The 20,234-nt window shown below is 40.6% G+C and carries 17 protein-coding genes; 15 read left to right on the forward strand and 2 right to left on the reverse strand.

Annotated elements, in window-relative coordinates:
* Positions 1–71: 71 nt before the first annotated feature.
* Positions 72–2,276: a bifunctional alpha,alpha-trehalose-phosphate synthase (UDP-forming)/trehalose-phosphatase gene (locus BMW53_RS13625; protein WP_038559645.1), complete on the reverse strand. Its 2,205-nt coding sequence runs from the start codon at positions 2,274–2,276 to the stop codon at positions 72–74.
* 169 nt (positions 2,277–2,445) lie between these two features.
* Here BMW53_RS13625 and BMW53_RS13630 point away from each other — a divergent pair, with 169 nt between their 5' ends.
* The 13 genes from BMW53_RS13630 (at position 2,446) to BMW53_RS13695 (ending at position 14,398) form a co-directional block, all read left to right on the forward strand.
* Positions 2,446–2,823, forward strand: a complete 378-nt coding sequence (locus BMW53_RS13630) for a hypothetical protein (RefSeq protein WP_038559643.1) — start codon at positions 2,446–2,448, stop codon at positions 2,821–2,823.
* Between the two features lie 81 nt (positions 2,824–2,904).
* Positions 2,905–4,221 (forward strand): lysine 2,3-aminomutase, encoded by a 1,317-nt coding sequence (gene kamA / locus BMW53_RS13635; RefSeq protein ID WP_038559640.1) that lies wholly within the window; start codon positions 2,905–2,907, stop codon positions 4,219–4,221.
* Complete coding sequence (gene ablB / locus BMW53_RS13640) at positions 4,211–5,050, forward strand: putative beta-lysine N-acetyltransferase (RefSeq protein WP_038559637.1); 840 nt, start codon at positions 4,211–4,213, stop codon at positions 5,048–5,050. Before kamA ends, ablB begins: the two co-directional genes overlap by 11 nt.
* Positions 5,051–5,247: 197 nt before the next feature.
* On the forward strand, positions 5,248–5,472 hold the full coding sequence (locus BMW53_RS13650; protein WP_038559631.1) for a hypothetical protein: 225 nt from the start codon (positions 5,248–5,250) through the stop codon (positions 5,470–5,472).
* Positions 5,472–6,890 (forward strand): sodium:solute symporter family protein, encoded by a 1,419-nt coding sequence (locus BMW53_RS13655; RefSeq protein WP_038559628.1) that lies wholly within the window; start codon positions 5,472–5,474, stop codon positions 6,888–6,890. The genes BMW53_RS13650 and BMW53_RS13655 overlap by 1 nt, the downstream gene beginning before the upstream one ends.
* Positions 6,891–6,975: 85 nt before the next feature.
* A complete protein-coding gene (locus BMW53_RS13660; protein ID WP_051567878.1) occupies positions 6,976–8,766 on the forward strand; it encodes a helix-turn-helix domain-containing protein in 1,791 nt (596 codons plus the stop codon).
* Between the two features lie 211 nt (positions 8,767–8,977).
* Positions 8,978–9,586 (forward strand): DUF3575 domain-containing protein, encoded by a 609-nt coding sequence (locus BMW53_RS13665; protein WP_168136417.1) that lies wholly within the window; start codon positions 8,978–8,980, stop codon positions 9,584–9,586.
* Positions 9,587–9,599: 13 nt separating this feature from the next.
* Positions 9,600–10,772: a serine hydrolase domain-containing protein gene (locus BMW53_RS13670; protein ID WP_081804846.1), complete on the forward strand. Its 1,173-nt coding sequence runs from the start codon at positions 9,600–9,602 to the stop codon at positions 10,770–10,772.
* Between the two features lie 12 nt (positions 10,773–10,784).
* Complete coding sequence (locus tag BMW53_RS13675) at positions 10,785–11,783, forward strand: alpha/beta hydrolase (RefSeq protein WP_038559620.1); 999 nt, start codon at positions 10,785–10,787, stop codon at positions 11,781–11,783.
* The gene (locus BMW53_RS13680) at positions 11,783–12,583 is read left to right on the forward strand and encodes an alpha/beta fold hydrolase (protein WP_038559617.1); all 801 of its coding nucleotides are present in this window, start codon (positions 11,783–11,785) and stop codon (positions 12,581–12,583) included. Before BMW53_RS13675 ends, BMW53_RS13680 begins: the two co-directional genes overlap by 1 nt.
* Positions 12,584–12,600: 17 nt before the next feature.
* Positions 12,601–13,449, forward strand: coding sequence for an SDR family oxidoreductase (locus tag BMW53_RS13685; RefSeq protein WP_074780794.1), 849 nt, complete (start codon positions 12,601–12,603; stop codon positions 13,447–13,449).
* Between the two features lie 26 nt (positions 13,450–13,475).
* Positions 13,476–14,111, forward strand: a complete 636-nt coding sequence (locus BMW53_RS13690; RefSeq protein ID WP_038559614.1) for a CatB-related O-acetyltransferase — start codon at positions 13,476–13,478, stop codon at positions 14,109–14,111.
* Entirely contained in the window at positions 14,108–14,398 is a 291-nt protein-coding gene (locus tag BMW53_RS13695) for a hypothetical protein (protein ID WP_038559611.1), read from the forward strand. Before BMW53_RS13690 ends, BMW53_RS13695 begins: the two co-directional genes overlap by 4 nt.
* Before the next feature lie 84 nt (positions 14,399–14,482).
* Here BMW53_RS13695 and BMW53_RS13700 read toward each other — a convergent pair whose 3' ends face one another.
* Complete coding sequence (locus tag BMW53_RS13700) at positions 14,483–15,190, reverse strand: FadR/GntR family transcriptional regulator (protein ID WP_038559608.1); 708 nt, start codon at positions 15,188–15,190, stop codon at positions 14,483–14,485.
* A gap of 321 nt (positions 15,191–15,511) precedes the next feature.
* Between BMW53_RS13700 and BMW53_RS13705 the strand changes: the two genes are divergently transcribed.
* Complete coding sequence (locus BMW53_RS13705; protein WP_217642951.1) at positions 15,512–18,688, forward strand: SusC/RagA family TonB-linked outer membrane protein; 3,177 nt, start codon at positions 15,512–15,514, stop codon at positions 18,686–18,688.
* A 12-nt stretch (positions 18,689–18,700) separates the two neighbouring features.
* Positions 18,701–20,185, forward strand: a complete 1,485-nt coding sequence (locus tag BMW53_RS13710; RefSeq protein ID WP_038559601.1) for a RagB/SusD family nutrient uptake outer membrane protein — start codon at positions 18,701–18,703, stop codon at positions 20,183–20,185.
* Positions 20,186–20,234: the final 49 nt, after the last annotated feature.

Here is a 20,234-nt window from a genome sequence, read left to right on the forward strand (position 1 = left end):
TATCCATGGCCGCAACCTAATGATTTTTGAATTAGTATTAACAGAAAGCTTATAAACGAAGGTATTTTTAACTATGATTTTACAAGATCATTCAAAAAACTTCGCACCTCCTTGTGGTTGCTTACGAAATATTTTGCGGCCGAATTCTCGGTACCTACTTTTATGGTGTGAGCCTGCTCAGGTAACTCTTTAAACAGGAATTCATCGGTCCAGTCGTCGCCCATAGCCAGCACAAAATCAGCAGGATGCATATGCAAAAATTCGGTTGCTGCCGTTCCTTTATTAATTCCCGAAACTTTTATTTCAACAACTTTCTTCCCTTCCAGTATTTCCAAATCCTGGTTAAATATCAGGTTTGAAATATCATGTACCAATTCGAGGGCACGCAACACGCCTAATTCAATATCGGCTTTGCGGTAGTGCCAAACCAGCGAATAAGTTTTCTCTTCAATTAAACTCCCCGGAGTACGATCGACATACGATTCAAGCACCGGCAGGATACTCTCTTTCCACTCGGAATGAACCGGCTTACGTTCCACCCAACCTTTGCCAACTTCTTTTAACCAGGCTCCGTGTTCGGCAATTAAATTGTATTTCCGGTTCCCAAACCAGCGGTCGAAAGTCTCTCTGTCGCGCCCGCTTACCAATGTCAGCGTTATATCTTTCTCAGCGGCCAGTTTATCGAGCAACTTATACAATTCCTCGTCGGGTTTAGCGGCCTGCGGATTTGCAAAGAAACGTTGCAATGTACCGTCGTAATCCAGGAACAGCACTTTCGACTGTTTTTCCCGGTAATCTGCGAAAATCTTATTCTTTATTTGGGCTGTAATTTTTCGCGCATGATGTTCCGATTGTTTTTCAATGGTTTTATTCAGTGCTTTCATAAACTCCGATGCCCACTTATGAATATCGTAACGTTTTATACGCTGTTGCATGGCCGATATTGCTTTCTCCATTTCTTTATCAGGCTTCGTAAGTGCCCTGTAAATTGCATCGGCCGTATCGGGAATATTATTCGGGTTTACCGAAATGGCCTCACCAAGCTCTTTCGATGCACCGGCCATTTCACTAAGTATAAGCACACCTTTCTTGTTGACTTTCGATGCAATATACTCTTTGGCCACCAGGTTCATCCCATCTCTTAGCGGCGTTAGCAAGGCCACATCGGCCGAGCTGTACAACTCAATCAGGTTCTCGAACGGAACCGAACGGTAGAAATAAATTACCGGGTTCCAGTTCAGCGTTCCGAATTCGCCGTTAATATTTCCCACCAGCACATCAATTTCGTTTTTCAGGTTTTGGTATTGCTCTACGTCGGTTCGCGAAGGAACCGTAAGCATAATCAACGAAACTTGTTCGCGGTAGTCCGGATGTTTCACCAAAAATTCGCGGAAAGCATTTAGTCGCTGCGGAATACCTTTGGTATAATCCAAACGGTCGATCGACAGAATTAATTTACGGTTGGGCATACTTAACAGGAAACGGTCGATGTCCTGGTGCTCCTTCGATCGGTCCTGAATAGGTTTGCTTTGTATCTCCAGGGCATGCGATTCGAACTTCTCATAATCGATTCCCATTGGAAATACGTCGATCATTACCTGGCGGTTTTCGAGTTTTATCTGATTAAAATCAACCTCGTGTCCCAGCAAGCGTTTCACCGAACTAATAAAGTGCCGGGCATAATCGTAGGTATGAAATCCAATCAAATCGGCTCCCAGCAAGCCATTTACAATTTGCTCGCGCCATGGCAGTATTCGTATTAACTCGTACGATGGAAACGGTATGTGCAAAAAGAATCCAATGGTTAAATCGGGGCGCCTTTCGCGAAGAATGTTTGGCAAAAGCAACAATTGATAATCGTGTACCCAAACCACATCGCCTTCTTCTGCATTTTTAATAATGGCATCGGCAAACATTTCATTTACTTTGCAGTACGACTCCCAATACGATTCGTTAAACTCGGTAAACTCGGCAAAGTAGTGAAACAAAGGCCAAAGCGTTGCATTACTAAAGCCATCGTAGTAATTACTAATTAGTTCTTCGTTTAAAAATACAGGCAGGCACTGCTCGGTTTCCAGCAAACCAATAACTTCCTTTTCTTCTTTTTTTGTTTCGGGCATCACACCCGGCCAGCCTATCCATACGCTGTCGCTGTCTTTGTGATATGATTTTAATCCTGTTGCTAAACCTCCGGCACTTGGAGTTATTGTCATTCCGTCTGCGCTTCTGTTTATCATCACAGGTAACCTGTTTGAGGCAATTATTAATCTACTCATATTGTTTTATTTCTATAGAAATTATTTCTGATTTACAAATATATTATTATCCGCAGCAACTTACATTTCAGCAATGTAAAAACATTATTAACAATGTATTTAATGCCGCCTCTAATTTGCATGCCGGCTTTTTTTTGTATTTTTGTTCGCATAGAAACTATTTTCACAAATGAATATAACTTCTTTAACAAAAAAGCAGGTAGCAAAATCAATTGTTCCCCAGTTGGAAGAACAGGCATACGAAATGTCGTTACAAACCGGGTTGTTAAAAAACTATAGCCCTTCTTCTCCTATTACAACGCAAACGGAGGATAATGGTTTTATTCCGGATATTATTACCACCGAAAAAAACGGTGAAACCAACATTTACGAAATTCAACTGAACAATAATATCAACACAGAAAAATGGAGTTTTTTCGCGCACTTTACAAAAGAACGACACGGTAAACTTCACATTATTGTGCCCGAGCCCAACTTAAGTGCAGCAGAGAAAGTAATTGTCGAGAACGACATCCGCAATGTTAGCTTAATGTATGTTCCAAACTAATTTAACCCGCTTTGAAAATAGATTCATCACTTTAGTTCATAACATGCTCAGAAAAAGGGTTTTTTGAGTAAATATATATTTATGATTTATAATAACAGACAGCAGACAATTGCCCACAAAATTGAAACAGAAGCGCAACTTTCGAAATGGAAAGACTGGAGATGGCAGCTACGGCACTCCATAAAAACCCTGGAAAAGTTTGAAGAACTATTGGGCGTTAAATTTGATGAGGAAGAACGGGAAGGTCTAAAAGAAACATTCGACAAATTCCCCTTGTCTATCACGCCGTATTACCTTTCGCTAATTAATAAGAAAGATTTCAAAAACGATCCGGTTTTTAAACAATCGTTTGGGCAGGTTGAAGAACTTATTACTTTAAAATCGGAACTGGCAGACCCGCTATCGGAAGACAGCGACAGCCCGGTTGAAGGAATTACGCATCGTTATCCCGACCGCGTATTATTTCATGTGAGTAATATTTGCTCGATGTACTGCCGCCACTGCACGCGCAAACGTAAAGTTGGCGATATCGACTATGTGCCGTCAAAAGAGCAATTGCAAAAAGGGCTCGACTATATTGCCGGCAACCCGCATGTGCGCGATGTGTTGTTATCGGGAGGCGACCCGTTTATGTTGCCCGATGAAAAAATCGACTGGCTTTTGTCGGAAATCACCAAAATACCACATGTTGAGATTGTAAGAATTGGTACACGAATGCCCGTGGTACTTCCTTACCGGATTACCGATAAGCTGGTATCTATTTTAAAGAAATACCAACCGCTTTGGATCAACACCCACTTTAACCATCCGAAAGAAATTACAGCTTCATCAAAAGAAGCATTGGCAAAACTGGCCGACGGTGGATTTCCGTTGGGTAACCAATCGGTGCTGTTAGCCGATGTAAACGATTGCCCAAGGATTATGAAATCGCTGCTTCATAAATTGGTGGAAAACCGGGTACGACCATATTACCTCTACCAGTGCGACCTTTCTGAAGGGTTATCACATTTCAGAACACCAATTGGTAAGGGTATTGAAATTATGGAAAGCCTTATCGGGCACACCAGTGGTTTTGCCCGCCCAACCTATGTAGTTGACGCACCCGGCGGCGGAGGTAAAATTCCGGTAATGCCCAATTATATTATTTCATGGTCGACCAACAAAGTGGTGTTGCGCAACTACGAAGGTGTTATTACAACCTACAAAGAACCTGATTCGTACGAAGCAAAAATGTGCGACAGAGATTGTGAGAATTGCAAACTTGATTTACCCATACAGGAAGGGCAAGAAGAAGACGCAATTGGAATTGAAAAATTATTATCGGATACCGACGATGCGATATCGTTGATACCCGAAGACAACGAACGAATGATAAGAAGGGAAGAAGATGCAGGATAAAATTGAAAAACTAGGCAGCGGAAGCATAATTCAGCACGGGCAATTAAACGATCGTGTTTACCTGATGAAATTGGGTAGCACGGATTGCCCGTCGGAAATTGTTGAAGAAATAAATAAACTGGCAAGAGAAAACAAGTACAGCAAAATAGTTTGTAAAGTACCGGTGCACGCCGCCCCGATATTTCTATCAAACGGTTTTTTAGCCGAGGCGCAAATACCGGCGTTCTACAACGACAATGTAGCAGCGTTTTTTGTTTCGAAATTTCTAAACTCCGACAGGCTTTTAGATATTGAAACAGAAAAGCTGAATAACCTTAGCCAGATGTTGAAAAAACAGGATTCGATTACGCCCAACGGTACAGACTATTCGAATGTAAGCGTTCGCAAGCTGGAAAAACAAGACTACGAGCAAATAACCGACATATATCGGGAAGTTTTTGTAACTTATCCATTTCCGATCTATAATCCGGGATATGTACTAAAAACATTTCAGGATGGAACACAGTATTTCGGAGCCGAATCGAATGGAAAACTGGTAGCTCTGGCATCGGCCGAGATTGACGAAGAAGGCAAAAATGCCGAAATGACCGATTTTGCCACCCTACCCGACCAGCGTGGTAAAAACCTGTCGGTGCTACTATTAAACGCACTCGAAAAATCGATGAAAGAACAGGGAATTACAACCTTATATACCATGGCCCGGCTAAATTCGATAGGCATGACAAAAACTTTCCTGAAAATGGATTATTGTTATTCGGGAACACTGATAAAGAATACGAATATTGCCGGAAAAATTGAAAGTTTAAACATTTTATATAAACATATCTGATATGAACCTGGGATACCGATGTCATTTTGCCAAAACCTGCCCTCTTTATAAAGGAGAGGAGAAAGCGAAGGATATGCCTTTGCCACTTTTTAGAAACGTGTTTTGTAACCGTGGAATGAAAGGATGGAAAAACTGCAGCAGATTCAACAAATTGACTGAAGAGGAAAATCAGAACGAAAAATGAGTTTAAAAAATTTATGAGTAAAAAAACAATTGACATTCAGGAAATCAGTAATCAATTTGAAAAAGACATTTTAAAACTTTTAGAAGAAAAAGAGGAATACGTTTATGGCGACATTATTAAAGACCTTAAACTGTCGGCCAGGAAGGGTCAGGTGTTAATCTCTTCACTAATTAGCAAAGGCCTTGTGAAGCGTGTTGATCAAACTTCGTACCTCAAACTAAATGTTGAAATTAATTAATGGGGTGGATCGATCTCTCTATTTTTTGCGTGTACCTGCTGGCAATGCTTGGCGTAGGTGTATATTTTCTGCGCAAAAATAAAAATACAGACGACTATTTTGTTGGTGGACGTAAACTCAGTAGTATTCACATTGGCTTGTCGGTAGTAGCTACCGATGTTGGCGGTGGTTTTTCCATCGGGCTGGGCGGACTGGGTTTTACCATGGGCTTATCGGGTAGCTGGCTGCTGTTTACCGGTTTGCTGGGCGCCTGGCTTAGCGGTGTTCTGCTCATTCCAAAAGTTTCGGGGCTGGCACGCCGTAAAGGATTTTTATCTTTTCCGCAGTACCTCGAACACGTTTTCGACAAAAGAGTAGCCCTCATTGCCGGGCTGATTTCTGCCATCGGCTATCTGGGATTTACCAGTTCGCAAATTCTGGCTGGTGCCAAACTGGCCGCCTCAACTTTTGATGGGCTTACCATCACCAACGCACTGCTGATTATGGGAACGATTGCCATTGTTTACACCGTGTTGGGAGGCTTAAAAGCGGTAATTTACACCGATACCATTCAGTGGATCATTCTTATGGCCGGGCTGATATTTGTTGGTTTGCCCTTTGCCTATACAAGTATTGGCGGTTACGAAGCCATTTCGGCAACACTACCGGCTGATTTTTTATCGCTGCGTTCGGTAAGCTGGCAGCAAATTGTTAACTGGATGTTTACCATTATTCCGATCTGGTTTATCGGGATGACACTTTATCAACGAATTTACGCAGCAAAAAATACACAAACAGCACAACGCGGCTGGTTTATTGCCGGACTGTTTGAATACCCGTTAATGGCATTCATCGGAGTAGTTTTAGGCATGTTTGCACGTGTGGCAATGGAGAATCATTTGCTACCAGGCTATAACGCTGCCAACCTCGATGCCGAAATGGGACTTCCGGTATTGCTAAAAACAATACTTCCGGTTGGTTTTCTGGGTATTGTTTTGTCGGCCTATTTTTCGGCCATCATGTCAACTGCCGACAGCTGTTTAATGGCGGCATCGGGCAACTTGTTAACCGATGTATTTCGTCTGCACAACGGAAGAAGGAGTTTACTTCTTTCGCAGTTATTAACCTTGATAATTGGTTCAATTGCCTTGTTACTGGCCTTAAAAATGACCAGTGTTCTGGATCTGATGCTCCACTCCTACTCATTTATGGTTTCAGGAATGATTATTCCGGTGTTGGCGGCTTTGTTTTCCAAAAACCCGAATAAGGTAGCAGCACTGTTATCCATGTTAACCGGCGGTTCATTAACATTGTTTCTCATTCTTTCGGGATTGGACCTTCCGCTTGATCTGGATGCCAATATTTTTGGAATTGCAGGTTCGCTATTGGTTTATGTCCTTGTTGCCGCTGTCAGAAAACAGAAAACGCTGACGGTTTAATTATTTACATTTTTTTTGAGGCCTTATCAACCAAGAATCACTTATTTTGTTAGATACAGCATAATAACAAGTAGCTAACAACCAAATGGGTGAAGAAACGTCCCATATACATGCCGATAAATCCATTGTTGTTCTCCCTTTCGTGAACATGAGTTCCGATCCGGACAACGAGTATTTCAGCGATGGTATAACCGAAGAAATTATTAACGCTTTAACCAAAATCGACGGGTTAAAAGTTATTGCGCGAACCTCGTCGTTTGCCTTTAAAGGCAAACATATTGATGTGCGCGAGATTGCCCGGCAATTGGACGTTTCCTCGGTACTTGAGGGCAGCGTGCGAAAAGTACAAAGCCGCGTTCGTATTACTGCTCAGTTGATAAATGCAGCAGACGGCACACATTTCTGGTCGAAAAATTTCGATCGCGAGATTGACGATATTTTTGCACTTCAGGATGAGATAAGCTTACTTATTGCCAACCAGATTCGCGAAAACTATGGGCACTTTAACATTCAGGAGCAGCTGGTAAACCAACCAACCACAAATATGAAAGCTTACGAGCTTTTCCTGAAGGGACATTTTTTTCAGTTGAAATGGGACGCCGATTCGATAGCCGAAGCAACAAAATATTACGAGGCTGCCGTGCAACTCGACCCAAAATTTGCACGGGCCTACTACGGTTTGGTGCAAAGTTACGGTTTGCTGGCCGCCTGGGGTTATATGCCTGCTGAGGAAGGTTTTGAAATAGCGATCAGAAATTTTATGATTGCCAGCGATCTTGATAAATCACTTCCCGAATATGGCCAGTCGTTTGTTGGCCGCACTTTTTGGATGGAGTGGGATTTTAAAGCCACCTACAAACAACTACTTGAAACATTGAGTCAACACCCCCGATTTACGGACGGTTTGGAGGCAATGGCCGAACTGCTACTTTCTCATGGCTACTTTAAAGAAGCCGAAGAATATATTCGAAAAGCCATGAAAGTAGATCCGCTTTCGGCCAACCATTATTACACGCTTTCGCACATAAATTACTACCAGCGCCATTTTGATACTGCCCTGCAACTTGTTGAAAAGGCGTTGGAAATTAATCCCGATTTTGTGCTGGCATGGGAACTGCGTATTTTGTGCCTCATCTGGCTGAACAAAGAAGATCAGTTTTTACAGGCCATAACCAACACGCCTAATCCCGAAGTAAAACAAATTTATTTTAATGTGCGAAACAAAGGGCTTAAAACGCTGCCCCAAGCAACTCTAAAAAACTGGAAATCAACCGCCGAAGACAAACAACAAATGGTTCCGTACGAACTTTTTATATTGGCCAACACCGAACACCAACAGGAAGCCATCGAATTATTGAGTAAATATATTACTCAAAAACGTGGTCAAATTATCAATTTCAGGCAAGACCCATCGCTGGAACCACTTCATAAATTTGATGCCTTTTGGAAATTACACATTTCAAATTTTGTACTCGAAGACGAAATAAAACATCTCCCTGCCAACGAAAAAAATACAGAATCAGAATTTACGGCACAAGATGAACAACTAAAAAAGCTGGTTAATTTCATCGAATCGGAACAACCATTTCTGAATGCACAACTTAGTTTACGAACGCTGGCCGAAATGCTCGATCTTCACCCCAATAAACTCTCCTTTCTGATCAATGAAAAAACAGGAATGAACTTTAACGAGTTTATAAACCAATTCCGTCTGGTACATTTTAAACAACTGGCCGCCGATCCGAAAAACGCACACCTCACCATTCTGGGATTGGCTTACGAAAGCGGCTTTAATTCGAAAACCGTATTTAACGCTTACTTTAAAAAAGCTGAAGGAACCACTCCCGGCAGCTGGCTAAAAAATAGCAAAGTGTAACACCTATCTTCGCCTCCAAAAATTCCCAACGTTCCAAATCTCCTCAAAGTACGGATTTTCACCAATGAGTGCGGAATTACATTTTCGGACGATTGACTCTTTTTTCTGCTCCATCTTTGTAGCGTAAAACAATTCAAAAACAGAAAACAAAAATTTAATTAAAATGAAAACACAATTCAGAAAAATTACAATGAGGAGAAAAACAAGAAAATTGACTTATTTAGTAGTAATGCTGATGACAGTTTTTTTCGTAGAAAATGCAAGTGCCCAAAGCCAGGAAAACAGGAAAAAACAGGATGAGCGTTGGATCAGTCCGGCCCGCACGGCAATAAACGTTTGTCCGGGAGGAGTTGCTTTTGGATTCTATTCGGCAAATGTTGAGCATCTTTTTGGCGAGAACCACGGTTTGGTTTTACGCGGCGACCTGGAAACGATTCCCGACACCTATTCTGACGCCAATATTGAATCGAGTGGAAAAGCAGTGATTTTAAACTACCGCTACCACATTGGCGGAGGATTAAACTCGTTTTATGCAGGAGCTTATGCGCGTTACCGCAAAATTAAAGGCGATGGTTCGCTCGAAAACGGAGACTTTGATTTCAAACTTCCCGAGTGCACTTTGGGCTTGAACGTTGGCAAACGCTGGATATGGAAGAATGGACTTTCGCTGAACTTTGCATTGGGTTACGGCTATGCTTACGACGAGCTGAAAGTGAATAATTCGAGCCAGGCGGCCATCGATGCCATCGATGTATTTCGCGACGACTACACCTTTATGAATGGATTTTTAGGCGAATTTTCAATCGGCTACGCATTTTAAATCATTTCCTACAATGTATTTATCCATCGTTAATAAGTCTAAATTCGGAGTGGTCGTACTTTTCTTCTTGCTGGCAATAGTACTGCAATGCTCAAACAATAGTACTGCAGACATACAACAAAAAACGGAGAAACTGTTCCAAAAGCAACTGAAGAAGAACAACATTCGAAATGCATTTTTGAGCGTGTATTCTCCATCGCGCTCTATCAACTGGAACTTTGCAGCCGGCACATTTCAAACCGGCCAAAAAGTTACTGCCGATCATCCGTTTTTAACGGCCAGCATTGGGAAAACATTTACTGCAACTGCCATCGCGCAGTTGGCTGAGCAAGGTTCTCTGAATTTTAATGATCCGGTAAACATGTATTTGCCCAATTCAATAATGCACGGCCTTCATGTTTTTAATGGACTGGATTACTCGGCTGAAATAACGATTGCCCATTTACTCCAACACACTTCGGGCTTGCCCGATTATTTTGAAGGAAAAACCATTGACGGCAGTGCCAATGTGATGGAGTTGCTGTTTAGCGAACCGGACAAATTATGGAAACCAGTGGAAACTATTGAGTTTGCTAAACAGAAAATGGAGCCACTTTTTGTTCCCGGCAACGGATACAATTACACCGATACGGAATATGTTTTGCTTGGCTTAATCGTAGAGAAAATGAGTGGAACAAACTTGCACAATTATTTTGAGGAGCACTTTTTTAAGCCGCTGAACATGAATCACACTTCAATGCACCTACAATCGGAGCCATTGGAGAAAACACCAAAATTATCTGAAGCGTTTGCCGGCGATTTTGAAGTAAGTACAATTAAAAGTCTCAGTGCAGATTGGGCAGGAGGCGGATTGGTTTCTACCGGCAACGATTTGATAAAATTTCAGCACGCACTTTTTTCGGGTAAAATTATTTCAGCCGAAACACTACAGGCAATGCAAAACTGGACACCGGAAACACGCGGCATGGAATATGGGTTCGGCCTGCGAAAAATCGCTTTCAGAAAACTGTTTCCAACACTGCCGGATTTAACCATTATCGGGCATTCCGGAAGCACAGGTTCCTTTATGTTTTATTGTCCGGAATTGGACGTTTACCTCGCCGGCACATTAAATCAAACCGAGGAAGTAAAAGAATCGGTAGTGCTAATGGTAAAAGTGCTTTCGTTTATTTTAAACATCAGTTAATCAATTACAACCATGCAGAAACAATTAAAACCAACATTTAAAATGTATATTCTCATCGCAATACTTTGTTTCGTATTTGCAGAACTCCAAACTGCGGCCACAGAAACCGACACCACTCAGATTATTGAAATAGGGGGAATTAAACAGTACATTTCCATCAGCGGAGAAGCTCCCGGCAAACCCGTTTTGTTCTATTTGCATGGCGGCCCGGGAACTGCGGTATCTGCACATAAGGATGTTGTTACCGGAGAATTGGAAAAGTATTTCACAGTGGTTCACTGGGATCAGCGAGGTTCAGGAAAAACATTAAAACAGAATGAAACAGCTCCTCCTCCAACCTTTGATCAAATGAACAAAGATGCAGAAGAGATCCTGCACTTCATTTGCAAGCGCTTTACTACCGACAAAATAATTGTACTGGCGAACTCGTGGGGAACATTACCGGCACTTCACCTGGCACAGTATTACCCCGAAAAAATACGTGCATTAATTGCTGTAAGTCCGGTGGTAAGCAACCTAAGAAGCCAGCAAACTACTTTGGAACTGTTGCAGCATTATTTTAACATGCAGGAAAACGGCAAAGCCATTCAACAACTTGCAGCTGTAAAGGTTCCTTACTCCGGTGCAGAGCAAATGCTTATTCAGTACCGCTGGGAATCGGTTTATAACGGAGAGCTAATGTCAGACGATCAGTTTGATCAGCTCCTGGGCTATTTTCAACACTGGGAAAAAATGTGGTTCCCGCTTTATAGTGAATTGTATAAAAGCGACCTTGAAACTTCATCAGGCAGCATTAAATGCCCCGTATATTTTATTGTAGGTAAAAAAGATCTCACTACCTACTTCAAAATTACGGAATCCTATTTTTACAAGCTCGAAGCACCAGAAAAAAAGCTTTTTTGGTTGGAGGATGTGGGACATAACATTCCGGGATTTGCTACCGATAAAATGCAGAAAACAATCATCAGCGACATTGTTCCCCGGTTGAATCTCTCCGGAACAAACAAGTAATGAAAGCACCTTTTTGCACCATGCAGGCAAAAAATAAAATAGCAGAAAATTACAGGCAAAAGCTTGACGAGCTGCCCTTTAGTTACGAGCTAATGCAAATTGAAACCACTTACGGCGATACGAATATTATTATAACAGGTTCAGCGAATAAACCTGCGCTTGTTCTTCCAGCCGGCACTGATTCAGTCATTTCTTTTACAATGGCAATAACCATAGAACTGGCAAATGATTTTCGGATTTATTGGATTGATTTTCCACCACGATCCAATCAGGGCACAGAATTTCAATTGAAGTTTGAAGACGACTCGTATGGCGAATGGATGTTCGAAATTTTATCACGCTTAAATGTACATAATGCAGTTTTGGCAGGTATTGAGTTTGGTGGTTTTATTGCTTTAAAAACCCTAACATTCGACGAAAAACGGATTGCCCGGGTCTTCTTAATTACACCGGCAGGAATCGTTAAACCCAGTCGGTTCAGGTATTTTTCCAAAGTGCTTTTTTCAGTAATAAAATTCAGAATACTCAGAAAAGAAAAGCTGACTATGGACATGTTCCGAATCCCCTTAATTTCAGAAATTGAAGCCGTGAAAATTCAAACCCCATTGTACATTTTTACTGCTGAAGATGATCAATTCTACCCGGCAAACCGATTACGAAAAAGGGCAAAAAAATTATTCCGATCTTTAAAGGATGTACATCTTCTAAATGAAGGCACAACCAAAGCTGCCATCAACATATATAACAGCGGCACAACCCGAAACAAGATTATCGAGACCATTCTAAAAAATGAATTATAAAATAACACTCAAAAGAAATGAAGAAAATAGCCATAGCCGGCGCTACCGGATATTTGGGCAAATTTCTGGTTGAGCAATTAATCGAATCAAATACCGAAGGAATTGCACTGGCACGAAACACCGAAAAACTGGCCGCTTTTAATAGTGAGTACTTACAGAAAGTAAAAGCAGAATTTACGCAGCCTGAATCGTTAAAAGGGTTGCTTAGTGAAGTTGATACGGTTATTTCAACAGTGGGAATAACACGCCAGAAAGATGGACTTACCTATATGAATGTTGACTACCAGGCAAACAAAAACCTGTTAACTGAAGCAATAAAATCAGGTGTAAGGAAATTCATTTATATATCGGTTCTGAACGGACAAAATATGCGGCAACTGAAAATTTGTGAAGCAAAGGAACGATTTGTTGACGAGCTTAAAAATTCGGGAATTGACTATACCATTATCCGGCCCACAGGATTTTTCTCGGATATGAAAGACTTTCTGAACATGGCAAAAAAAGGCTGCGTTTACCTTTTTGGAGACGGTAATAAAAAACTAAACCCAATACACGGTGCCGATCTTGCAAAAGTGTGTTTCAATGCCATAAAAGCAAACAAAACAGAACTAGAAGTTGGTGGCCCTGAAATCTATTCGCACAACCAAATTGCCGAAATGGCTTTACATGCCAGCGGGAAAAAGATTAAAATCGTGCACCTCCCCGATATCTTACGAAAAGCTGGTATTCGCTGTATGCGTATCTTTTTCTCACAAAAAACTTACGGCCCTGTCGAGTTTTTCCTAACCGCCATGGGGTTCAACATGGTTGCTCCAAAATTTGGCACACATAAACTTATTGATTGCTTTTATGTTTCAGTCAGGTAGATGCCTCAACTTTAAAATCATCAACTATGAATATCCCGGATAAAAACAAAACATTTCCACTCGCCCACTACAATCGCTTGTGTTTCCTGAAAAACATCATCAAAAATCCGAATATTATTGTGGGCGATTATACCTATTACGACGATTTTGAAGATGTAAACAACTTTGAAAAAAATGTGAAATACCATTTCGATTTTGTGGGCGACAAACTTATCATCGGCAAGTTTTGTATGATTGCATCCGGCGCCAAATTTATTATGAATGGCGGAAACCACCTTACAGACGCTATTTCTACTTACCCGTTTTCCATATTCGGAAAAGATTGGGCAAATGCAATGGAAGGAAAAACATTTCCGTATAAAGGCGACACCGAAATTGGCAACGATGTTTGGATTGGAAGCAATTCAACAATAATGCCTGGAGTAAAAATCGGCGACGGGGCAATTATTGCAACAAATTCAACCGTAACAAAAAATGTTGAACCTTACACCATTGTTGGAGGAAATCCTGCCAGGCCAATTCGTAAACGTTTTTCGGAAGAACAAATTGAAATGTTACTGAAACTCAAGTGGTGGAACTGGGATATTGAAAAAATTACTCAATCGGTGCAAATCCTTGGCGGAACTAATATTGACGAACTTAGTAAACTGTTAAACAAATGAAAAATATACTGGTAACTTTAATCGTAACTGCTTTCGCTTTTCAGGTTCTCGCCCAGAAAATGGATAACCATTTATGGCTACAAGACCTGGAAGCTTATAAAACCGGATTAGAGCAAAAACACATTAACGTTTACAACAAAATTTCTGATACTGAGTTTGATTTAGAGTTGGAAATAATCAAATCTTCGATCGGCAATAAAACCGATTTTCAGCTTGTAATGGATTTGATGCGATTGACGCGAAAAATTGGCGACGGCCATACGGCAATTTCCTTAAGCAATATTTAAACTCATAATTTCCCTTTCGAAATAAAACAATTGAATTAGGCATTTTGTATATACATTCAAAATCGCTAAATTCAATAGATTTATTTATTCAAATAACCTATCAAAGTGATTATCCAAATGCTTCCGCATACCTTCTCTGAATTTTTTTGGGCTTCCGGTTTTTAGTACTTCAACCAACTGTTTATGTGAAACGTGTTTTTTCTTTTTTAGCGGTCGGTTTATCAACCCACTATCGTAAACATAATTAAAAGCAGGCAGCAAAATCGTTTGAAAATTCATTAAGGTGTAATTATTTGTTATTTGGTACAGCTTACCATGAAATTTAACTTCGTGGTCGATATCAAATAACACTTCACGTGTTGATTCCGGTTCAGAGTTTGTAATATTCTCCAGCTCCCGGATATCTTTATCAGTAATATTTCTAAAAATAGAGTCCGCCATTCCTATCTCTAGAATCAATCGAATCTCAAATATATTCTTAAGCGTTTCGTCATCAAGAATTTTGGGAATCATCGATTTTTGCAAAACTTGTGCAAGGTTTGGGCTTGTTAACACTGTTCCTTTGTGTTTAATAGAATCTACCAGGCCCATTGTCTTCAGCCGTGTTAACGACTCGCGTATCACCGTTCGGCTTACCCCCATCGCATTGGCTAATTCCATTTCTTTGGGAATCATATCTCCGGTTTTCAATCCCCGGTTAACAAAAATCTCCATCAACTGCATTTCCACACGATCAACCAGACTGCTGTTATCAACTGTCTTTATCTGATTTATCAAGTTATTTTCTGCCATATTGTAATTATAACACTATAAAAATTAAAAACATACAAATGTTGTAAAACCTTTTGAAATTTAAAACAAAAATATATATTTGCCTGCATTATGTCATACATAAAGCATTTAAAATCGTTCTGTGAAAAAAATAAATATTAAAAATGTGTTATTCGGACAAGGTTCTGCCCCGGCAGACTAAGTGATGATAACAAAATATGAATCAAACATTTAAAACAATCACTTATGAGAAAATTGACAAAGAGAGGGCTTAAGATGAAAAGATGGCTCTTTAATTCTAAGGGAATTTTTCTTGCAATGCTGTGCTTAGCATTTATTCAAATGCAAAGTTTTGCACAAACTCAAACCGTTACAGGAAAAGTAACCGCTGACAATGGCGAATTATTGCCAGGTGTTTCCATTGTTCTGGTTGGAACTACAACAGGAACAATAACCGACATCGATGGAGAATTTAGCATTGAAGTTCCTTCTGACGAATCAGAATTGATGTTTTCAATGATTGGGTTTACATCTCAATCCGTTCAGGTTGCCGGCAGACAATTCTTAACTGTTGTACTTGAAACAGAAACAACAGCATTAGATGAAGTTGTTGTAACGGGATACTCTACTCAATCCCGCGCTGAGATGACGACATCAATTGCCAAGCTCGACACAAAGGTGCTGGAAAGTGTACCGCGCTCAAATGCAGCCACTGCGCTACAAGGAACAATTGCAGGACTTAAAGTTACGCAAACTACCGGGCAACCGGGATCAACTCCAAGTCTTGTTGTTCGTGGTGGTACTAGTTTCGACGGCACCGGAAGTCCGCTTATCTTAATTGACGGCGTTCCCGGTTCTTTCTATGCATTAAACTCCGACGATATTGAATCGATGGAGGTACTTAAAGATGCTGCGTCAACCGCCATTTATGGTGCGCGTGCTGCAAACGGAGTAATTTTGGTTACCACTAAAAAAGGTAAAGTTGGAAAATCGAATATCAACTTCAGGGCAAAATTTACTTCAAATCAACGTCGTGAAGATCCTATGGAATATTTGAATGCAGCCGATTACGTGAAGTTCAATCGTCTGGGTGTTCGTGCTGCGCAGGAAGTGATGGGGTACAATTGGTTAGATGTGTTCCTAACCGGTGGCCATGCTGCCGCTACAGGTAATAACACCACTAATTCCATTTATACCACAATGGTTCTCACCGATGAAAACAGGTATCTATTAAATTATGAAGGATGGCAATCCATTGAAGATCCTATTAATCCGGGAACTCAACTGATTTTTATGGATAACCAGATGAATGAATTATTCTATCAGGATAGTTATTCTCAGGATTACAGTTTGTCATTCGATGGTGGTAATGATAAAGGCACCTATTATTTGGGACTTGGTTATATGGATGATAATGGTCTTGTGTATGGATCTTCTTTTGAACGTGTTTCCGGAACTTTTAATGCTTCATACAAAATAACGGATAACCTAAAAGTTTCATCAAATTTAATCTATTCTCATTCAAAAAGAGATCTTCCTTATGACAGCGATTATAACCTGTTCCAACGTACAGCAGGTTTAGCTCCAACTTCAAGAATATATAATAATAATCCTGACGGAAGTTTGTCAACAGAATACCAACCTGGAACATATCTCGGATTTGGGAACCCTCTGTATTACCAGGATAAGTTCATCAGAAATAACCTGGAAGAAAGACTTACAGGATCAGTTCAATTTGATTATAAATTTCTGAATGATTTTAGTTTAACTGTTCGCGGAAGCCATTTCTCGGTAAATAATTCAAACGAATCTTTTAATAAGGCTTATCTGAATTCGGGTAGTTTACGCACCGAAAGAAGTGCATCGGCATCGCACACACGCACGCTGCGCGACCAGGTTACTGCCTTATTAAATTACAAGAAGTCGTTTAATTCGCATAATATTACTGCGCTGGTTGGTACTGAATACTTTAAGGAAAAATACTTTACATTCAGTGCAGCTACACGCCTTTCACCAACCGACCTTATTTATACCATGAATGTTGGTTCTGAAGCAAACGGTGTACCTTATTCGTACAAAACCGGATATGAGATTGCTTCTGTTTTCGGCCAGGTTAATTATGATTTCGATTACAAATACTTACTTGGTTTTACGTTCCGAAATGATGGAACATCACGTTTGGGAAATAACAAATATGATTTCTTCCCCGGGGTATCGGCAGGATGGAACATTCACAACGAAGACTTCTTCGCTACCTCAAAAATTAAAGATGTTGTTAGTAAAATTAAACCTCGTTTAAGCTACGGTGTAAATGGAAACATCGACGTATTAAGCAATTTTGGAGTATTCGGTACTTATGCTAAAACGGCCATTTACGATACCCAATCGGGTTATGCCAACACAAATCTTCCACTTCTCGATTTGAAATGGGAACGTTCAACCACTTTTAACATGGGTGTTGATGTTGGTTTCTACAACGACAGGGTTACTGTAATTGCCGATTATTTTATTCGCGATGTTAAAGACAAACTTGCCGGACTTACTTTGCCATTATGGACAGGTTTCTCATCAATTACAACCAACAACGGTACGCTTCAAAACAAAGGGTTGGAATTGCAGGTTAATGCTGATGTGATTAAAACTAACGATTTTAAATGGAATGTTGGCTTAACTTACTATTCGGTTAAAAACTATGCAAAATCGCTTCCTGAAAATGGGGTTGAAAAGAACCGTCAGGGCGGTACCGAAATTTACGATCCTAAAACGGGTGGTACAAAATACGTTGGCGGATTGCAGGAAGGTGAAAGAGTTGGTTACGACGTAATTACTGCCTATGTATTTGATGGCGTTTACCAGACTCAGGCCGACATTGATGCGGATGCCGGAAGAGTAGTTGAGTTTGCCACCCAAAAAGACACTCGCTTCCTGGGAGATACACGTTGGAAAGATTTGAATGGTGATAATGTAATCAACTATCTTGATCGTGTTGTTATCGGACGCAGAACTCCTGATTTTACTGGTGGTTTAACAACCGAACTGAATTACAAGAATTTTAGCCTGTTTATGAAATCCGACTTTGCCATCGGTCATTATATCATCAATGGTCGCCGGGTAAAAGGTATTGCACAAACACAGGGTAACCAAAACGGACCGGCAGAAATTGCTGATTCGTGGACACCGGAAAACCCAACATCAAATGTACCTATCTTTACTTTGGTTGACCGCCAAAGAAACCACATGGCAGCAGGTGGCGACCAGGGATCGATGACCAGCAGTAGCTCCCGCATGTGGGAAAAAGGCGATTACCTGGCATTACGCGAAGTAACATTGAGTTATGATCTTGACGGAAAAATTGCAAACAATGTTTTTCAAAATGTCCGACTTTACGTAAGTGGCTCGAATTTAGCCTACTTTAACGGATTCTCAGGTAGTACTCCTGAAGAATCATCATCGGGTATCGATAGTGGAAGATTCCCTCTTCCGCGAACTTATACGCTTGGTTTGAATGTAACATTTTAAGAAATTACAATTATGAAGAAATATATTCTATTATTTATATCAATTGTATTCCTGATGTCCTGCGACCTGGACATGAAACCGGAGAGTGATTTAACTTATAATGGATTTTGGGATACAGAAGAAGCAGTAAAAGCTGCACATGTAGGTATTTACGCCAATTACCGGAATTATACCTATACGCAATGGCAAATGGGCGAAGTTCGTTCTGATATATGGGGAGGAAATACTTTTGCCAACTCGCCAAGTGATGTTGATTTGATGGCAAACAACATTAGTTCTACACTGGTTTACTTTGGCAACTGGGCAAATTTTTATGGTTTGTTGCATTACATCAACGATTTCATTCAAAGTGCTCCGAATGTAGAATTTAGTAATGAAGCAGAACTAAACCACATGTTAGGTCAGGTTTATGGATTACGTGCTCAGATTTACTATACAATGTTAAAAGCCTGGGGCGATGTACCCATTAACACTGAACCACTTTTGGAGGTTGATCTTTTGGCATTGAAAAAACCACGCTCGCCAAAAACAGAGGTTATGCAACAAGTTAAAAGCGATATCGAAAAATCGCTGGAATACTTTGGCAGCGATAACAGCTTGTGGCTGGGTAAACAAACCTACTGGTCGAAAGCAGCAACGCTAGCGCTTAAAGGCGATGCCTATATCTGGTCAGGTAAAGTTCTTGGTGGAGGTAATGCCGATTTTACTGCAGCTAAAACAGCCCTTCAGCAAATTGATGGTTTCGACCTTGTTGACTACAGTAATCTTTGGGGACAAGAGAATGAGAACAACGCTGAGTTTATATTCACCATTGATTATCAGAAGGATCAGGCAGGAAATTTCTATGGAAATTACTTTACTACCCGAGCCGTAGATTTGGCTCCTTTATTTGATGAAAACAGTAATTCAATGAGTGATTTTGTAGTGAATGGATTAAGCCGTTACGGCGCATCGGAAAAAACCTTGCTTCTTTTAGATGATCCGCAAGATCAACGACGCAATACTTTTATCCGTATTTACGACGATGGAAACACACATGTGCCTTTCCAGGCCGGTGATCCAAATTATCAGGGCTCAATCATGAAAAAATTCCTGGGTATTATTGGTGATGATGGTACACGCGAGAGCTACAACAATGTACCGGTATATCGATATGCCGATGTATTGCTTCTGCTGGCCGAAGCCAAAAATAATCTTGGTGAAGATCCATCAGCAGAAGTTAATGCCGTAAGAGCCCGTGCCTATGGCGATAACTTTGCAGGTCACGAGTTTACAAATGGTTCGCAGGAACAAAATGCACAGGCTATTCTCGACGAACGCTACAAAGAGTTTATTGGCGAAGGTAAAAGATGGTGGGACCTTGTAAGAGCCGGAGAATCTTATGTTTTCAACGAAGTAGCTTCTCTTGATGCTTCTGAAGCTTATAAGATATATTATTCGATTTCAGAAAGTATGCTTGCAAACGACTCGGAATTAACACAAACAAGTGGTTATTAAATAGCATTTTCGCATAGATTTAGTTTAGTTATGAAATCCGGTCAGGGGC

Source organism: Draconibacterium orientale (assembly GCF_900111425.1).
Lineage (GTDB): Bacteria > Bacteroidota > Bacteroidia > Bacteroidales > Prolixibacteraceae > Draconibacterium > Draconibacterium orientale.